Origin of the sequence: Pseudomonas sp. LAIL14HWK12:I1 (assembly GCF_003202095.1) — a bacterium.
GTDB lineage: Bacteria > Pseudomonadota > Gammaproteobacteria > Pseudomonadales > Pseudomonadaceae > Aquipseudomonas > Aquipseudomonas monteilii.
In genome coordinates this window covers 221,616-236,906 of record NZ_QJKG01000003.1, presented here as the reverse complement: position 1 = coordinate 236,906, position 15,291 = coordinate 221,616, and the positions used below count along the sequence as shown (strand labels likewise).

The following is a 15,291-nucleotide window of genomic DNA, read 5'->3' as shown; positions in this document are numbered from 1 at the left end:
ATTCCCAGGTTCCGCAACAACTGCCTACAGTGACACTGCCATTGCAAGCGCTCTGCTCACGGTGTTTCATCGATTGCGCTGATGTTTACTATCAAGCAGCCTGCCTGTCGTCCTGACAAGGGCGTCCCTATAATCCCCTGCAAATCCCCCCGCTCCTGCGCCTGCTACAGGCGATATCCCTCATGGAACCGAACCCATGCCAAGCAACCGCCAGGCCCCTCGCGGCCTTCCCGAACATAGTCAACAGAGTGTCCTGCAGCAATGGCTGGCAATCCTCTCGGTCGCCGTGGGTGCCTTCGCCCTGGTCACCAGTGAGTTCCTCCCGGTGGGGGTGCTCAACGATGTGGCCAGCGACCTGGTCACCAGTGAGTTCCTCCCGGTGGGGGTGCTCAACGATGTGGCCAGCGACCTGGGCATCAGTGCCGGCCTTGCCGGCCTGATGGTGACCCTGCCCGGCATCATGGCCGCATTGGCCGCCCCCCTGATTTCCGTCGGCGTGGGTGCGCTGGACCGACGCTACCTGCTGATCGGCCTGACACTGATCATGATCATCGCCAACGCGATCGTGGCCTATGCCGGCGACTTCAACCTGCTGTTGGTCGGCCGCGTGCTGCTGGGTGTGAGCATTGGTGGTTTCTGGGCGACCGCCATTGCCCTTAGCGGCCGACTGGCACCTGATGGCATGGGCGTGGCCAAGGCCAACTCCATCATCATGGCTGGCGTAACCCTGGCAACCGTCGTGGGTGTACCCGTGGGCACCTGGCTCAGTGGCCTGATGGGCTGGCGCATGACCTTCCTGGTGACCGCACTGGTGGGTGTGCCTGTGCTGCTGGCCCAAGTGTTCCTGCTGCCGCGGCTGATGCCGGAAAAGGCCATTCGCATCAGCGACCTGCCGGCGCTGTTCATCAACCCGCAAGCACGGGTCGGCTTGATCGCCGTGTTGCTGATTGGCCTGGCGCACTTTGCCGCGTACACCTATGTCGCACCGTTCTTCAAGCAAAATGCCGGGTTCGACGGGCCTACGATCGGCTCCTTGTTGCTGCTGTATGGTGTGGCCGGTTTCATGGGTAACATCTTCGCCGGCTTTGCAGCCAACCGCAGCGTGCGGCATACCCTGATGCTGGTCGCGTTGATGATTGCCGTCAGCACTGCCCTGTTCCCGCACTTCGCCACCGGCATGACCGGCGCCGCGATGCTGATCGCACTGTGGGGCTTCGCCTTCGGTGCGTTCCCGGCCTGCGCCAACATCTGGATGTTTGTCGTAGCCCCCAAGGATGTCGAGCGTGGCATGCCGCTGTTCGTGGCCATGTTCCAGGTGATCATTGCCGTGGGCTCATTCTTCGGCGGCCAGGTGGTCGACCACATGGGCACAGCGGTGCTGCTGAGCCTGGCCACGGCGCTGGTAGGCTGCGGCTTTGTCACGGTGTTGGTGCTGGGCCGCAACGTCAGCAACAGCCTGGTGGCGCAGCCGGGCTGAGTTGTATTGCCGGGGCTGCTGTGCAGCCCCTTGTAGGCAAGCCCGCGTCTGCATACAGGCGCACCCTGCACTGAACGTCACAACCTGAACCTGCCCGCCAGCGCTGTCATCTGCCCGACCAACCCCGACAGCGCCTTGCTCGCTTCGCTGGTTTGCTGTGCGCCCGCCGCCGAGTGGTTCGACAGCTCGCGAATGTTCAGCAAGTTACGGTCCACCTCCCGCGCCACTTGGGCCTGCTCTTCGGCCGCACTGGCAATGACCAGGTTGCGCTCGTTGATTTCGCCGATCGCACTGTAGATGCCCTCCAGCACCTGCCCTGAGGCCAGGGTCACGTCCAGCGTCGACTGGGCACGGTTGGTACTGGCTTGCATCGAAGCCACTGCGGCCTCGGTACCGGCCTGCACGCGGCCGATCATCTGCTCGATTTCCTGGGTCGACTGTTGTGTGCGGTAGGCCAATGTGCGCACTTCATCCGCCACCACCGCGAAGCCACGGCCGGCCTCACCCGCGCGGGCGGCCTCGATGGCGGCATTGAGCGCCAGCAGGTTGGTTTGCTCGGACACCGAGCGGATCACCTCCAGCACCTTGCCGATATCCCGTACCTGCCCGACCAACTGCTCAAGGTGCGCACTGCTGGTCTGGATCTCGCGGGTCATGGCCTCGGTGCCGTCGATGTTGTCGCTGACCTGGCGACGGCTTTGTGCGGCCAGCTGGTTGGACTCACTGGTGGTCTGCGAAGTGGTGATGGCATTACGTGCAACCTCCTCCACAGCCGTGGTCATTTCGGTCACGGCGGTAGCGGCCTGCTCCAGCTCCTGCCCCTGCTGGCGCAGGTTGTTGGCGCTTTCCTCGGTGACTGCGTTCAAAGCCGTGGCAGCAGCGTCCAGCTGCCGGGCGCAGTGGTCGATTTGCCCAAGGGTATCGCGCTGGCTCTGCTGCATGCGTTGCAGCTCATGGAACAGCTGGCCGATCTCGTTAGTGCCCTGGCCTTGCACCGGCACGCTCAGGTCGCCACCGGCAATGCGCTGGAAATGCCGACCGGCTTCACGCAACGGGCGCAGTACCCGCTGGGCAATGAAGGCCCCGCACAGCACCGCCAACAGCAAGGTCACACCCAGCAGGCCCAGGCTCAACCATTGCGCACGGGCCAGGCGCCGGTCGGACTCAAGCATGATCTGCTGGCTCCGCTCACTCAGTGCGCCAACCAGTTGCTGACGCAACGCCTGCAACCGGCCCATGGCATTGCCGGCATCGCTGTTGACCTTGAAGTACTGCTCCAGCGAACGCTGGCGGGTCGCTTCCCGCTGCCCCGCCACCGCCTTGGCGTACTCGGCAAAGGTAGCCTGCAGCTCGATAGCCAGTGTGCGAAGGGCGGTCTCGCGCGCGCTTTCGACAAATTCGTCGACCAGCTTCTGGCTCTTGTCGTTCAGCTCGACCGACAGCGCCATGCGCTTGCCTGCGCTCTCGTCATGGCCACCCAACTGCTCGATGAAACCCGAGGACACATTGGCACTGGAACGAATCGCCATGAGCAACGCATTGTTCAACCGGTCCGACTGGTGTGCGGTCTGGTCCAGTTCGGTGATCTGCTGGTCACTGCCCACAGCTGCCCACCAGGCGCTCACGGTAGAAAACAGCAAGGTCAGGCTGAACAGCGACAATACCCAGAACATTCCGGTACGTATCTTCAGGTTGGCAAGCATGCGGGCAGTACTCCTGGTTGGCACCACTTCTGGTCGATGATTCGACGGTGGGTGTGCTGCTATCGGAGGTGCCGGCGCAGGCTTGAGGTGCCTGGAAGCGGTTATGGGCGGTAACCGAACAGATGTTGCCCAGCCCAGGGGCGGGAGCGGCGGCAGTGCGCCGCCCACGTTTGAACTTCATCCCGGGTTCCCGGTCTATAGCGACCCCTCGCCCCTTACCCGCGAGCGGCTTGCCAAAGACCTGTCGAGTTCACTGCCAATGCCCAGCACACCTGCCCTGTCAGCCTTGCTTTTGTTGTTGAGCGTAGTGGCAACAACCCACTCGCTGGCCGGCGAGCGCTCGGCGCCTGCACGCAGCAACACGGCATCGACCGTGCTGATCGAAACGGCTTCGCAGCAGTATGCCGACGGCAAACTGGACCAGGCTGCGGCAACCCTTGAGCGCGCGCTGCACATCCAGCCGAACAACCCGGCAACCTTGCACTACCTTGGCGTTCTGCGCCTGCAGCAAGGGCAGTTTGAACAGGCAGAGACGCTGGCGCTGCGTTCCAACCTGCGTGTCGGGGCCAACCACGCGCTGCGCAATCGCAACCTGCAGTTGATTGAAGCCGCACACAACGCCCAACGCTCAGGCATGCTGCCGACGGCTGCGCATTGATGATCGGCCAAGCGCCAACAAAAACTCAGCGACCGAGGAAATCGACCACTGCCTCGGCGAACGCCTGGGGTTGATCCAGCATGACGAAGTGGAAGCTGCCGTCGATCCGCTTGAAACTGATGCCCCGCGTGCCGGCATAGGCATCAGCGAAGGTTGCATCAACACGGGTCGCGGGTATGCCATACAGGGGATCATAGGCATACACGACCTCTACCGGTGCCTGGATACGCCCGAGTTCCGGGCGCAAGTCGGTGGTCATCAGTTCATGGGTGGCATCGGCTACCGTCTTGCGGTCCGAGCGCAGCGCTGCATCAACCAGTGCAGGCCTGGCCGCTGTGGTCTTGGCCAACCGGTCGATGGCTGCCCGCTGCATCGTTTCGGCCTGCGCTGCCGGTGCCGCCAACATCGCATCGCGCAAGGCGGCAGCCTGTGGTGCTGCCGTTTCAGCGGTTGCCGCCGGATCGATCAATAACGTGTAGAACGGCAGCGCGTCGACCACCATCAGCCGCCCCACCTGCTCGGGGTGACGCGCGCCGAGCATCAGCGCAACCTCGCCGCCCAGCGAATGACCAATGATGGCCGGTGCCTCCAGGTGCTGGCTGCGGATGTAGCCTGCGACTGCCTCGGCCACGGGAGCTGCCACGCGCCCCTGCGCAGCGGGCACGGCAGGCGCGCCGGCAAAACCTGCAACCTGCACCAGATGAAGGCGGTGCTGCTGGCGCAGCGCACTGGCAAGCCCTGCCCATACTTCACGCGATGAGGCCAACCCAGGGATCAGGATAACGTCTGGCCCGGCGCCCTCGACCTGCACAGAAATGCGTTCATCAGCCATAGGTACTGATTGGCCTGGTGCGGCTAACGCCGAAGACAGGGCAACGCTGGCACCGATTGCCGCAAGCAGGGTTCGTACACGCATAGTGGCCATTCCTTTGACTTGAACCTGGAAAAGCCCGCCACTATAAGGCGTGCCACACGGCATGGGTAAACTATCGTTTGCAACCCGGTACGCTACACCGTTAAAGGCGAGGCCCTGGGGAGGCCTGGGCACAGCGGCAATTGCGGCTGAGCCCGCTTGCCGAACAGGTGCTTGCCGGGAAGGTACAGTGGCTTGATTGCAACCCCGCACCGCGTTGGGTTGGCGGGGTGCTGATCGATGCGGCGGACAGGCCTTGGGTGGTCAGCGAGCAAGGCGAGGTGTGGCGGCGGCGATAGCGGCTCGACAAGGGGGCCGCTGTGCGGCCTGTGCCAAACGTTGCGTGGCCAGCCGGATCTCATCCACATCCAGCGAAGCAAACCCCAGGCGCAGGGCGTTCTCGGCATGGCCAAACGGGGAAAACTGCCGCCCACTGCGCACCACCAGGTCCAGCTCCAGTGCTTTCTCGACCAACTCATCCACATTGATTTCGTCGGCAAAGCGCACCCACAGCGCCAGTCCCCCCTCCGGCTCCTGTACGCAAATGTGCTCGCCAAACGCTTCGTGCAAACACGCCAACAGGGTCTCACGGCGTCGACGGTACTCACGGTTGACCCGGCGCAAGTGCTTCTTCAGCTCGCCCTCATTGATCAAGTCCGCCAGCATGCGCTGCATCACCGCATCGCCCTGCCCCAAGGTCAGCGTCGCCCTGCGCTCCAGCACGGCAATCACCTCCACGGGCGCCACGATATAACTGCAGCGGAACGTGCTGCCCAAGGGCTTGGACATCGTGCCAATGTAGATCACATGCCGCTGCTGGCGGTCGCTGGCCAAAGGCAGGTAGGGCCGCCCGGAGAAGTGGTATTCGTAGTCGTAGTCTTCCTCGACCACGCAAAAGTCGTGCTGGCGCGCCAGCTCCAGCAACTGCTGCCGGCGCCCGGCCGGCAGGCTGACCGTGGTGGGGAACTGGTGATGGGGCGTGATGTACATCATCCGTACCTTGTGCTGCCTGCACAGGGCATCGAGCTGATCGACCCGGCAGCCCTCATGGTCCAGTTCCACAGTGACCAGCCGGGCACCCCGCTGACGGAAAATCTCCCACGCAGGCGGATAACTCAGGCGCTCGACCAGCACAACATCACCCGGCTTGAGCAACACGCTGGCCACCAGCGACAACGACATCTGCACCCCCTGGGTCAGGCAGATATGCTCGGCGCCAACGTTCAGGCTGCGATTGTGCCGCAGCATGTCGGCCAGGGCGCTGCGCAGGTAGCGGCTGCTGCATTCACTGCCGTGGCGCACGCTGTTGCTGGTGAAGCTGCTGCGCAAGGCATTGCGGTAATAGCGGTGCAGTACAGCCTGCGGCAGCAGGCGGTGGTCACACGCACCGTTGTCGAAAAACAACGCACCTGGCCGCCCCTGCTGCGCGGCGGCCTGCTCGTTCGCCGCAAAGTAGGCAACGGCGGGTTCCTCGGGCAGCGCCAGGGCAAAGCGCCGGGTGGCATCATGTTCGGCCCGTGCGCTGGCCGCCAGTTGCTGACTGACAAAGGTGCCCCGGCGCTGCACGCTTTGCAGCCAGCCTTTGGTTTCGGCTTCCTCATAGGCCAGGATCACCGTCTTGCGGTTGACGTTCAGCAATTGCGCCATCTCCCGCGTGCCCGGCAAGGGCGTGCCAGGGCGCAGGCGACCCTCGCTGATCGCGGCCACCAAGCCCTCGACAATCTGCCGGTACGAAGCTTGCGCCCCGTCGAGTTTGAGCAGCGGCTGCCATTTACGAAGCTGGACCATGTGAATTATCCAAATCTGGAGGTTCTGCTGGTCCTGGACTATAGCAACAATCGGAAGCTCCATTTGAGCCGAGGTGTTCATGCAAAGCCGCCACGTCATTGAATTGTCACCCTCGGGCAAAACGTTCGAAGCCAGCCACGAATTGCTGCTCGATGCCATGCTCGCCAGCGGCCTGCCGGTACCTTTCTCCTGCCGCCGAGGCGCCTGTGGCTCGTGCAAGGTCAAGGTGGTGTCGGGGCAGTATCACGACAAGCAGCGAGAGGCGGACACACCGGCCCCCTCCTATCCCCTGGCTGCCGACGAGATGCTGCTGTGCCAGAGCCACGCCTGCAGCGACATGCGCCTGGAGATACCCGGCTGGTCACTGGATACCCCGGCACTGGAAGTCGGCGCCCAGGTTGTTGGCCAGCGCGCGCTGAGCACAGATATCGTCGAGCTCGTGCTGCAGCCTGCCCAGCCACTGGATGTTCGGGCTGGCCAGTATGTGCGGTTCCAGCTGGGCAATGGCGACAGCCGCTGTTTCTCCATTGCCAACCTGCCGGCCCTGGAACAGGGGCAACTGGTGTTTCACATTCGCAAGGTCAGCGGTGGCCTGTTCTCCGAAGGCGTGCTGCCCGCCCTGCAAGCAGGTGCTTCAGTAACGCTCGAAGGCCCACTGGGCGCGTGCACCTGGCAACACGAGGACCAACACCCGTTGGTGCTGTTCGCCACCGGCACAGGGTATGCCGGTATCAAGCCCCTGCTGCTGACTGCCTTGGCCCGCGATGCCGAGGTCACGCTGTATTGGGGCGGTTCATCGCAAGCGGATTTCTACGACCATGATTTTCTCGAACAGGCCAGCCGTGCGCACCCTCACTTTCGCTGGTACCCGATACGCTCGGACCAGGCGCAAGTGCAGCAGGCCGCGCTGGCCCACCCGCATCGCTGGGCCGATACCCAGGTCTACGCCTGCGGAAATGCCACAATGATCAGCCAGGCCCGCGAACACTGCATTGCCGCAGGCGTACACCCCCATCGTTTTGTCGCCGAAGCCTTCGTCGCCAGTGGCACACCGGCAGCGCAGGCCTCATCGGCCAGTACACTGCACCCAGAGCTGGAAAAGGTCGGCCCGCGCTATTCGCTGGACGGCATGCTTGCAGCCCGCGAGCAGTCGGTACGGGCCGTGGCCGCGATTGCCAGCCAACTGCAGGTCGGCATGACCACTGCCCAGGCGCTTGAGATGGCCGCACAAACCCTGCAGGCCATGGGCGCATCGCACACCTGGCACCCCACCTACATCCGCTTCGGTGATGACACCGTGCGTACCCCCCGGCAAGGTATTGATCTTCAACGCGTACTACGCACTACGGATATCGTCGTGGTCGACGTCGGCCCGGTCTGGGATGGCTACGAAGGTGACTATGGGGACACCTTCGTGTTCGGCGAGCACGCACTGCACCACGCCTGCGTCAAGGCATTGCATGACGTGTTCGACGAAACCCGTCAGGCCTGGGGGCGTGGGCTGACGGGGCGCGAACTGTATGACTTCGCCGAGCGCAGTGCCCAGGCCAAAGGCTGGCAGCTCGAGCGCAACCTGGCCGGGCACCGCATCGCCGATTTCCCCCATGTGCTTTATGGGCAGGACAAACTGGCCGAGATAGAGATCGTCCCTAGCGAGGTGGTATGGGTACTGGAAATACAGTTGTGCCACCCTACCGAACCCGTCGGGGCGTTTTTTGAAGACATCCTGATTGGCGAGGCTAGGCCAGTCGTGGCTACGGCAGCTTGAAACGACCGTCAGGAGGCAAGGTGCGCGTCAATCAGGCGCGCAACCCCTTCGGCATGCCTGTGGCCCAAGCCATGACCGGGCTGATCGAGTCTGCGCCAACGCAAGGCGCAATCTCAAGGGTTGTTGGCTCTGATGGGTTTAGACCTACTGAAGTGCCCAAATCAGCAGCGAACGCTATGCCTGCCAAGGGCGAAAGCGGACACGCGTGAACGGCTGCTTTCGACCCATAGTGGACATTCTAAAATGGAGTTCCCTTGCGGCCCAACGATCATTCAACCATGGATACCAGCGTTCATGAGCGCGGCGGTAATGAATGGTCCCTTTTTATCAAGATATTCAGCCATTCCACCAGTATTGCTCGACTCCAACTGAAGCTTCAGCGCTTCATACTGCTGGCGGATCGAGGCATCGCTCCTGAGCAAATCTCTGAACCCAAGCATCTGAGTGATCGAAATGTGGTCGCGGGAACAAACGTGGAGCTTGTGCGTGCGGATCCCATCCACATTTCGTCGGTAAAAATAATGCCCTTCCGATAGGTCACTTCCTCGAACATACCCCAAATCCTTTAACACCTCGTCTCGCGCCGAGACATTGCAATGATCGCGGACCTCGATGAGTACATCGATCTCGGGCTTCGCCGCGAGACCTGGAACAGAAGTGCTTCCAACGTGGTGTATGGCAACCAGTTCATCGCCAAAGGCCGAAGCGATGAGTGACTTGTCTGCCAGAAATTGGAGGGGCCATGCGGGGTTGTAGAGAGCGATCTTGCTGGTCAGTGCCATGTCCGTTCCTTGATGGCAAATACTTGAAGTAGCGAATTATCTCATCTTGCAGGTTGACGGGGACGATCAGCATTGAAAAATGACGGTAAAAGTCATCCAGGCGTTGTCGCACCTTTCGCATTAACGCTCAACCGAAATATCAGTGGCTCGCAGCCAATGTCCGCTATGGGTCGATAGCGGTCATTCACGACCGGCAGCTATCGACCCATAGCTGCCTTTCGCGCAAGACAGCTAAACCCACTGGGACGCTCTAACGTGGCCTTGGGATTTGAGATAGGAAGCTCATTGGAGCCTCGGTGCGAAGGCCTTCGTCTGCGAAATCAAAAACCGCCAATACCCCACACCATGCCAAGCATCGAGCTTGAATCCGACCTGCGCAAAAGTACCGATGTGCTGGAAACCCAGGCGCCGCCAATGCCGTTTTACTGAAGTTCTGTATCCGACATCAGGGTAACCATCGCCACGGCGTGCCCGGACAAGGTGTAAAAATCAGTTCACCCGGAGTGTGGGGCAACGATTTCAATGAGTAAGAATACGACATGCTCATGACCTCAAATAGACCGGATATTGACTCTCTTGGATAGTTCTTCCGCCGACTCTTTGCGCTCGGAGTAGCGATCTACCAAATAATCCTGGCGATCACGCAGCAGCAGCGTGAACTTGGTCAATTCCTCCATCACGTCGACCAGTCGATCGTAGAAAGAAGACGGCTTCATGCGCCCGGCCTCATCGAACTCCAGGAAGGCTTTCGGCACCGACGACTGGTTCGGGATGGTAAACATACGCATCCAGCGGCCAAGCACACGCAGTTGGTTCACCACGTTAAAAGACTGCGAGCCACCGCAAACCTGCATCACGGCGAGGGTCTTGCCCTGGGTCGGGCGAACGGCGCCCATGGCCAGCGGTACCCAATCGATCTGCGCCTTGAAGACAGCACTCATTGAGCCGTGCCGCTCGGGTGAGCACCACACCTGGCCCTCGGACCACTGCATCAGCGCGCGGAGTTCCAGCACCTTCTCGTGGGAGTCCGGGGCGTCATCCGGCAGCGGCAGGCCGGAAGGGTCGAAAATACGGGTTTCGGCGCCGAACTCTTCCAGCAGGCGCGCAGCTTCCTGGACCATCAAGCGGCTGAATGAGCGTTCGCGGGTCGATCCGTACAGCAGCAGGATGCGCGGTTTGTGTGTGGAAGGATCCTTCGGCGCCAGGCGCTCAAGCGACGGCAGATCAATCAGGTCTGGTTGGACATTTGGCAGGTGGTCGTTCATTTCGGTCTCCATCAATCCAGGGCCTACAGCGCGCCGATGCGGGCAAGTTCGGCTTTCAGTTCAGCTTGGCTCAGTTGCGAGAAAGGCAGCGCAATGAAGGCGCGCACGCGCTCATCGATCTTCGCCAGTGTGGTCTGGAAGGCTTCTTCGATTTCTGCCTCACTCCCGGTGACCGCCGAAGGGTCGGCCAGGCCCCAGTGGGCTTTGAGCGATGGACCGAAGAAGATCGGGCAGGCTTCGCCAGCAGCGCGGTCGCACACGGTGACAACGATGTCGGGAGGAGAGCTCTCGAAGGCATCCGAGGCCTTGCTTGAAAGACCAGCGGTGGGGATACCGGCGGCTTCCAAGGTTTTCAGTGCCCGCTCATTGACCTTGCCGCTTGGGAAGCTGCCCGAGCTCACAGCATCCATACCCTCGGGGGCCAGATGATTGAACAGCGCCTCGGACAGAATGCTGCGGCAGCTGTTGTGGGTGCACATGAACAAGACTTTCATCAGGTATCTCCGGTTCAAAAGCTCAGGCGGATGGCCAATGCGGCCAAGGTGGCAAGTAGGATCGGCAGCGTCAGGACGATGCCGGTGCGGAAGTAGTAACCCCAGGTGATGACGATGTTCTTGCGGGCCAGCACGTGCAGCCACAGCAAGGTGGCCAGGCTGCCGATGGGGGTGATTTTCGGACCGAGGTCACAGCCGATGACGTTGGCGTAGATCATGGCCTCGCGCACAATGCCGGTGGCTTCGGCAGAATGGATCGACAAGGCCCCTACCAGCACGGTGGGCATGTTGTTCATGACCGACGACAGGCCAGCGGCGAGCAGCCCCGTCCCGAGGGATGCGCCCCAGATCCCATAGCCGGCGAAGACATTGAGGATCTGCGTCAGGTACTCGGTGAGGCCGGCGTTACGCAGGCCATAGACCACGAGGTACATGCCAAGTGAGAACACCACGACCTGCCAAGGCGCGTCCTTGAGCACCTTACGGGTAGAAATAACGTGCCCGCGCGCTGCGATCAGGTAGAGGATCAGCGCACAGGCAGCAGCGATGGCGCTGATCGGTACACCCAGCGGCTCGATGGCGAAGAAGCCGACCAGCAACAGCGCAAGCACCCACCAGCCGGCAACGAACGTCGCCTTGTCGCGGATAGCGGCTTCGGGAGCCTTCAGTTGGTCGAGTTCATAGGTACGCGGCAGGTCCTTGCGGAAGAACCACAGCAGCATGCCCAACGTGGCGGCGATGCTGACCAGGTTCACCGGCACCATGACCGAAGCGTACTCGCTGAAGCCAATGCCAAAGTAGTCGGCGGAAACGATGTTCACCAGGTTGGATACCACCAGCGGCAAGCTCGCGGTATCGGCGATGAAGCCCGCCGCCATGACGAATGCCAGCGTCGCCGCCGGGGAGAAGCGCAGGGCCAGCAGCATGGCGATGACGATCGGGGTCAGGATCAGTGCCGCACCGTCGTTAGCGAACAGCGCCGAGACGGCGGCGCCCAGCAGGATGATGAAGGCGAACAGCTTGCGGCTGCTGCCATTGCCCCAGCGGGCCACGTGCAATGCCGCCCACTCGAAGAACCCCGCCTCATCCAGCAGCAGGCTGATGATGATGACGGCGATGAAAGTGGCGGTAGCGTTCCAGACGATCTGCCAGACCACGGGGATATCGGACAGGCTCACGACGCCCGCCAGCAGTGCCACGACGGCCCCCAGTGCGGCGCTCCAGCCCACGCCCAGGCCTTTGGGCTGCCAGATGACGAGAACGATCGTCACCAGGAAAATCAAAAATGCGATCAGCATGGCTACAACTCAATCAGCGAAGGGAAGTCTTAAGCACAGGCAACAGGGCTCTGCGGCCGCTCGCCCATTTCGGCAAGGCGCAATGCATCGGGGCTCAACCATTCCTGGTTGGCTTCGACAACGCCCTTCAGTATCGCGTCCACCCACTGCGGCAGTTCGGGGTGCAGTCGGTAGTACACCCACTGACCCTTGCGGCGATCCATCAGGATTCCAGCCTCGCGCAACTGGGCCAGGTGCCGGGAGATCTTCGGCTGGCTCAGTTCCAGCGCGTGGGTAAGTTCGCAGACACAGAGTTCGCCTTCACGGGCGATCAGCAGGGTCATCCGGGCCCGGGTGTCATCAGCCAGGCATTTGAAAACGATGGGGGGTGTCAGTGTTTCCCGCATGTGACCTCCTGGGAAATGCGTGTACGGCCAATATCTGGAAAACCGAATATATGACGATTCAAATATGCGGTAAAGCAGATATTTACAATCGACTCGCCTTACGGGACGTCATAAAAACCGGAAAATGCCCGCGCTCTGGGCCCTATACTGGCCGTTGACACCATCCCCAGACTCTCCAATGAACCAGCCTGATATCTCTGTCCGGTTGCTTGGTACCGATCAAATCCAAGGCCTGGCTGAGCATCTGACTGCAGCGGGCTTGCCGACCCAAGACCTTTTGCAGCCCGAAGGTGGGATATCACCGGACCCGCAAGCACCAGAGGCACCATGCCCAGCGGAACGGTTTTCTTCGGGTTGTGAATCTCGTGAGTCGCACCTCACCCATGAGGCAGCCTCTGAAGGCTGAGACCTGTAGTAGCGGGTTTACCCGCTCCTACAGGAATCGGGCCCTGTTTCAGGGCGATAGTGTTGCCCTTAGCCCATCTGCTGCCACAGGATCAGCAACCCAGGCACCCACGCGGTGAAGATCGCGCATACCAGGGTCATCACCGCCACCAGCCGCTGGATTTTCCTGGCCAAGGCCAACAACAGGAAAAAACTGAACCACAACACCGTCCACGCGGCCCAGTTCAGCACATCCCACACCTTCATCAGGCCCTCGGCGCCCGGGATGGAGCTGACTGTCACCACCAGCGCTGTCACGCTGACGAACAGGCAGAACCAGCCCAACCCGCGGCCATCGACCTGCAACAACTGGTTGGCGGCCACCCACAGGTAGGTAAAGGCGAACAGGATGGTCAAGGCACCCGCCTTGATGCCTTCGGCCGCCCCCACCACGAAAATCAGGTAGACCGCCACCAACAGGCTGAGCAACCCGACAAACAGGTTGATCACCGCCACTTCACGGTCGGTGATACGCCCCATCAGCCAGATGCCGTTGATGAACAACACCGCACCCACATACAGCAGAACCAGTCCGTACAACATGGCAACCTCTTCTCATTCGAATTGTTCTAGGGTTTTTCTTGCCATTTCCAACATCGACAACCGCTGTTTCATTGCCTCTTTCGACAGGTAGGCATGGGCTTCAGGCTCCTGCCAGCCCTGAGCCGCCATCAGCAGGACCTTGGCCTTGTTGATGTCGGCCTGGTGTTCCAGGCGCTCCTGTAACTGGGCGTTTTTCTGCATCAAACGGGCGTGGGCTTCGCTATTGCTTCTGGCGCACACCAGCGCAGGCAGCACCTTGTGGCTGTCCAGCGGCAGCACGATCACGCCATGGCACCCCAGCTCCAGAATCTGCGAGAGAATGGTCGGGCTTTCATACTCAACCAGCGCGACAGCGGTCAGGCGAACCCCGCCCTGGGCCAGCAGCTTGCCCAGTTCGCCATGGTGGCGCCCTTCGAACACCCCGCAAAACACCAGGTCGGTGTGGGTGTCGAACGCCTTGGGCGGTGGCCAGTACTGCTTTACCGAACAACCGATGCGCATCAGTTGCAACACCAGGGCATCGGTGATTTCACTGGGCGGGCAAACAATGCCGACATGCAGCTCACGCAGCGTATTCAGGATGTTCGAGGTGCTCATGAGGGGCCGCCTCCCGCCATGCTCGCCGTCCAGTCATCGAGGTTGTGCACTACCACATAGGGGTCGGGGCGGATAGCCACTGGCGACTGCCATTTGATGCAGATCTGCCCGCTCGCATCGATCTCGCCTATGCGCGCGAACAGGTGCGAATGGTTGTTCTGCTGCTCCACATGCACCCTGCCCTGGGGGCTGTCCAAGCTGGCGTGGTACAGGTGATTGCGGATCACCTCCACCTCCAGGCTGCCGGTGGCATTCACCGCCTGGCACAACATGCGCATCTGGCTGTAGGCGGCCTCGGCCCAGGCGGTGATGCGCACATCAGCAGGGAAAAACGCCCGACACGCGCTGACGAACGCGTGGCTTTGTGGCGAGTCGACACTGGTGAAATACGGCGCCACGACGATGTTGCCACAGGCCACCTTGGCGCCCATCTCGGCGATTTCGGCCTCACTGGTGGTCAGGCTGGCAATGGGCGGCCGAGGACCATTACCGTAACGCTGCGCCAATGCCTGATAGAAACTTGCCGTACCCGTACCGACCACGGTCGAGAACACCACATCCGGGGCAGCGCGAACCACCCGCTCCACCACCTGGGCCAGGTCATCGGCCGAGGGGTACAGTGGCATGTAAGCCTCCTCCACCACTTCGCCGCCATGCTGCTTGTACAGGTGGCGCATGACGTGGTTGCTTTCCCGCGGGTAGATGTAGTCCGAGCCGACGAAGGCGACCCTGGCACCATAATGGCGGGTCAGGTAGGCCGCCAGCGGCGCGCTGTTCTGGTTGGGTGCCGGCCCGCCGTAGATGATGTTGGGCGAGTACTCGAAACCCTCGTAAGGCGTGGGATAGAACAGCAAGCCATCCGCGCGCTCGACCACCGGCATCACGGCTTTGCGGGTATGCGACATGTAGCAGCCGAGCATCAGGCGCACGCCGTGGTTGCGCACATAGTCGTCGCACAGGTTGCGGTACCGGTCCGGGTCGCCCCCGGGGTCACCGACCAGGGTCAGCACCGGCTGGCCAAGTACACCGCCTTCGCGGTTCACCTGTTCTGCCGCCAGCAACGCACCGCAGCGCTGCGAGCGCTCGATGGCTGCAGTAACGCCGCTTTCGGCGAACAGCAAGCCCACCTTCAATTGCCTGTCTTGTCTACTCATCACACTGTCCTGTGGCAGCCA

14 protein-coding genes are annotated in these 15,291 nt (G+C 61.7%); 3 read left to right on the top strand and 11 right to left on the bottom strand.

Annotated features, from left to right (window positions below; genetic code table 11):
* Positions 1 to 196 precede the first annotated feature (196 nt).
* Positions 197 to 1,477, top strand: coding sequence for an MFS transporter (locus D906_RS10425; protein ID WP_027615157.1), 1,281 nt, complete (start codon positions 197 to 199; stop codon positions 1,475 to 1,477).
* Positions 1,478 to 1,554: 77 nt separating this feature from the next.
* Here the strand turns inward: D906_RS10425 and D906_RS10420 are convergent, their stop codons facing one another.
* Complete coding sequence (locus tag D906_RS10420; RefSeq protein ID WP_027615156.1) at positions 1,555 to 3,180, bottom strand: methyl-accepting chemotaxis protein; 1,626 nt, start codon at positions 3,178 to 3,180, stop codon at positions 1,555 to 1,557.
* Positions 3,181 to 3,487: 307 nt separating this feature from the next.
* On the opposite strand from D906_RS10420, the gene D906_RS10415 reads away from it, so the two are divergent.
* Entirely contained in the window at positions 3,488 to 3,838 is a 351-nt protein-coding gene (locus D906_RS10415; RefSeq protein WP_232062799.1) for a tetratricopeptide repeat protein, read from the top strand.
* A gap of 25 nt (positions 3,839 to 3,863) precedes the next feature.
* Here the strand turns inward: D906_RS10415 and D906_RS10410 are convergent, their stop codons facing one another.
* Together D906_RS10410 and D906_RS10400 are read right to left on the bottom strand one after the other, a co-directional pair.
* Positions 3,864 to 4,754, bottom strand: a complete 891-nt coding sequence (locus tag D906_RS10410; protein WP_027609033.1) for an alpha/beta fold hydrolase — start codon at positions 4,752 to 4,754, stop codon at positions 3,864 to 3,866.
* A 261-nt stretch (positions 4,755 to 5,015) separates the two neighbouring features.
* Positions 5,016 to 6,539, bottom strand: a complete 1,524-nt coding sequence (locus D906_RS10400) for a PLP-dependent aminotransferase family protein (RefSeq protein ID WP_027615155.1) — start codon at positions 6,537 to 6,539, stop codon at positions 5,016 to 5,018.
* Positions 6,540 to 6,618: 79 nt separating this feature from the next.
* Here D906_RS10400 and D906_RS10395 point away from each other — a divergent pair, with 79 nt between their 5' ends.
* Positions 6,619 to 8,307 carry an NAD(P)H dependent flavin oxidoreductase family protein gene (locus D906_RS10395; RefSeq protein WP_027615154.1) on the top strand — a complete coding sequence of 563 codons (1,689 nt, stop codon included), beginning with the start codon at positions 6,619 to 6,621 and terminating at the stop codon, positions 8,305 to 8,307.
* Between the two features lie 272 nt (positions 8,308 to 8,579).
* Here D906_RS10395 and D906_RS10390 read toward each other — a convergent pair whose 3' ends face one another.
* The 8 genes from D906_RS10390 to D906_RS10345 form a co-directional block, all read right to left on the bottom strand.
* Positions 8,580 to 9,089: a GrpB family protein gene (locus D906_RS10390; RefSeq protein WP_019097707.1), complete on the bottom strand. Its 510-nt coding sequence runs from the start codon at positions 9,087 to 9,089 to the stop codon at positions 8,580 to 8,582.
* 551 nt (positions 9,090 to 9,640) lie between these two features.
* Positions 9,641 to 10,354, bottom strand: a complete 714-nt coding sequence (gene arsH, locus D906_RS10375; protein ID WP_025753211.1) for an arsenical resistance protein ArsH — start codon at positions 10,352 to 10,354, stop codon at positions 9,641 to 9,643.
* Between the two features lie 23 nt (positions 10,355 to 10,377).
* A complete protein-coding gene (locus D906_RS10370) occupies positions 10,378 to 10,848 on the bottom strand; it encodes an arsenate reductase ArsC (protein ID WP_019099352.1) in 471 nt (156 codons plus the stop codon).
* A gap of 14 nt (positions 10,849 to 10,862) precedes the next feature.
* Positions 10,863 to 12,146, bottom strand: a complete 1,284-nt coding sequence (locus D906_RS10365; RefSeq protein WP_019099351.1) for an arsenic transporter — start codon at positions 12,144 to 12,146, stop codon at positions 10,863 to 10,865.
* 29 nt (positions 12,147 to 12,175) lie between these two features.
* Positions 12,176 to 12,532, bottom strand: coding sequence for a metalloregulator ArsR/SmtB family transcription factor (locus D906_RS10360; RefSeq protein ID WP_025753212.1), 357 nt, complete (start codon positions 12,530 to 12,532; stop codon positions 12,176 to 12,178).
* Between the two features lie 474 nt (positions 12,533 to 13,006).
* Positions 13,007 to 13,519 (bottom strand): AmiS/UreI family transporter, encoded by a 513-nt coding sequence (locus D906_RS10355; protein ID WP_025753213.1) that lies wholly within the window; start codon positions 13,517 to 13,519, stop codon positions 13,007 to 13,009.
* Positions 13,520 to 13,531: 12 nt separating this feature from the next.
* Positions 13,532 to 14,116 (bottom strand): ANTAR domain-containing response regulator, encoded by a 585-nt coding sequence (locus D906_RS10350; RefSeq protein ID WP_027615153.1) that lies wholly within the window; start codon positions 14,114 to 14,116, stop codon positions 13,532 to 13,534.
* Positions 14,113 to 15,270: a transporter substrate-binding domain-containing protein gene (locus D906_RS10345; RefSeq protein ID WP_033694576.1), complete on the bottom strand. Its 1,158-nt coding sequence runs from the start codon at positions 15,268 to 15,270 to the stop codon at positions 14,113 to 14,115. Before D906_RS10345 ends, D906_RS10350 begins: the two co-directional genes overlap by 4 nt.
* Between the last annotated feature and the right edge of the window lie 21 nt (positions 15,271 to 15,291).

Excerpts from the sequence above, each read along its gene's own strand:
- D906_RS10365 (WP_019099351.1), bottom strand. The coding sequence starts at position 12,146 with ATGCTGATCGCATTTTTGATTTTCCTGGTGACGATCGTTCTCGTCATC.
- D906_RS10345 (WP_033694576.1), bottom strand. The coding sequence starts at position 15,270 with ATGAGTAGACAAGACAGGCAATTGAAGGTGGGCTTGCTGTTCGCCGAA.
- D906_RS10390 (WP_019097707.1), bottom strand. The coding sequence starts at position 9,089 with ATGGCACTGACCAGCAAGATCGCTCTCTACAACCCCGCATGGCCCCTC.
- D906_RS10420 (WP_027615156.1), bottom strand. The coding sequence starts at position 3,180 with ATGCTTGCCAACCTGAAGATACGTACCGGAATGTTCTGGGTATTGTCG.
- D906_RS10350 (WP_027615153.1), bottom strand. The coding sequence starts at position 14,116 with ATGAGCACCTCGAACATCCTGAATACGCTGCGTGAGCTGCATGTCGGC.
- D906_RS10360 (WP_025753212.1), bottom strand. The coding sequence starts at position 12,532 with ATGCGGGAAACACTGACACCCCCCATCGTTTTCAAATGCCTGGCTGAT.
- D906_RS10395 (WP_027615154.1), top strand. The coding sequence starts at position 6,619 with ATGCAAAGCCGCCACGTCATTGAATTGTCACCCTCGGGCAAAACGTTC.
- D906_RS10370 (WP_019099352.1), bottom strand. The coding sequence starts at position 10,848 with ATGAAAGTCTTGTTCATGTGCACCCACAACAGCTGCCGCAGCATTCTG.
- D906_RS10410 (WP_027609033.1), bottom strand. The coding sequence starts at position 4,754 with ATGCGTGTACGAACCCTGCTTGCGGCAATCGGTGCCAGCGTTGCCCTG.
- arsH (WP_025753211.1), bottom strand. The coding sequence starts at position 10,354 with ATGAACGACCACCTGCCAAATGTCCAACCAGACCTGATTGATCTGCCG.
- D906_RS10425 (WP_027615157.1), top strand. The coding sequence starts at position 197 with ATGCCAAGCAACCGCCAGGCCCCTCGCGGCCTTCCCGAACATAGTCAA.
- D906_RS10400 (WP_027615155.1), bottom strand. The coding sequence starts at position 6,539 with ATGGTCCAGCTTCGTAAATGGCAGCCGCTGCTCAAACTCGACGGGGCG.
- D906_RS10355 (WP_025753213.1), bottom strand. The coding sequence starts at position 13,519 with ATGTTGTACGGACTGGTTCTGCTGTATGTGGGTGCGGTGTTGTTCATC.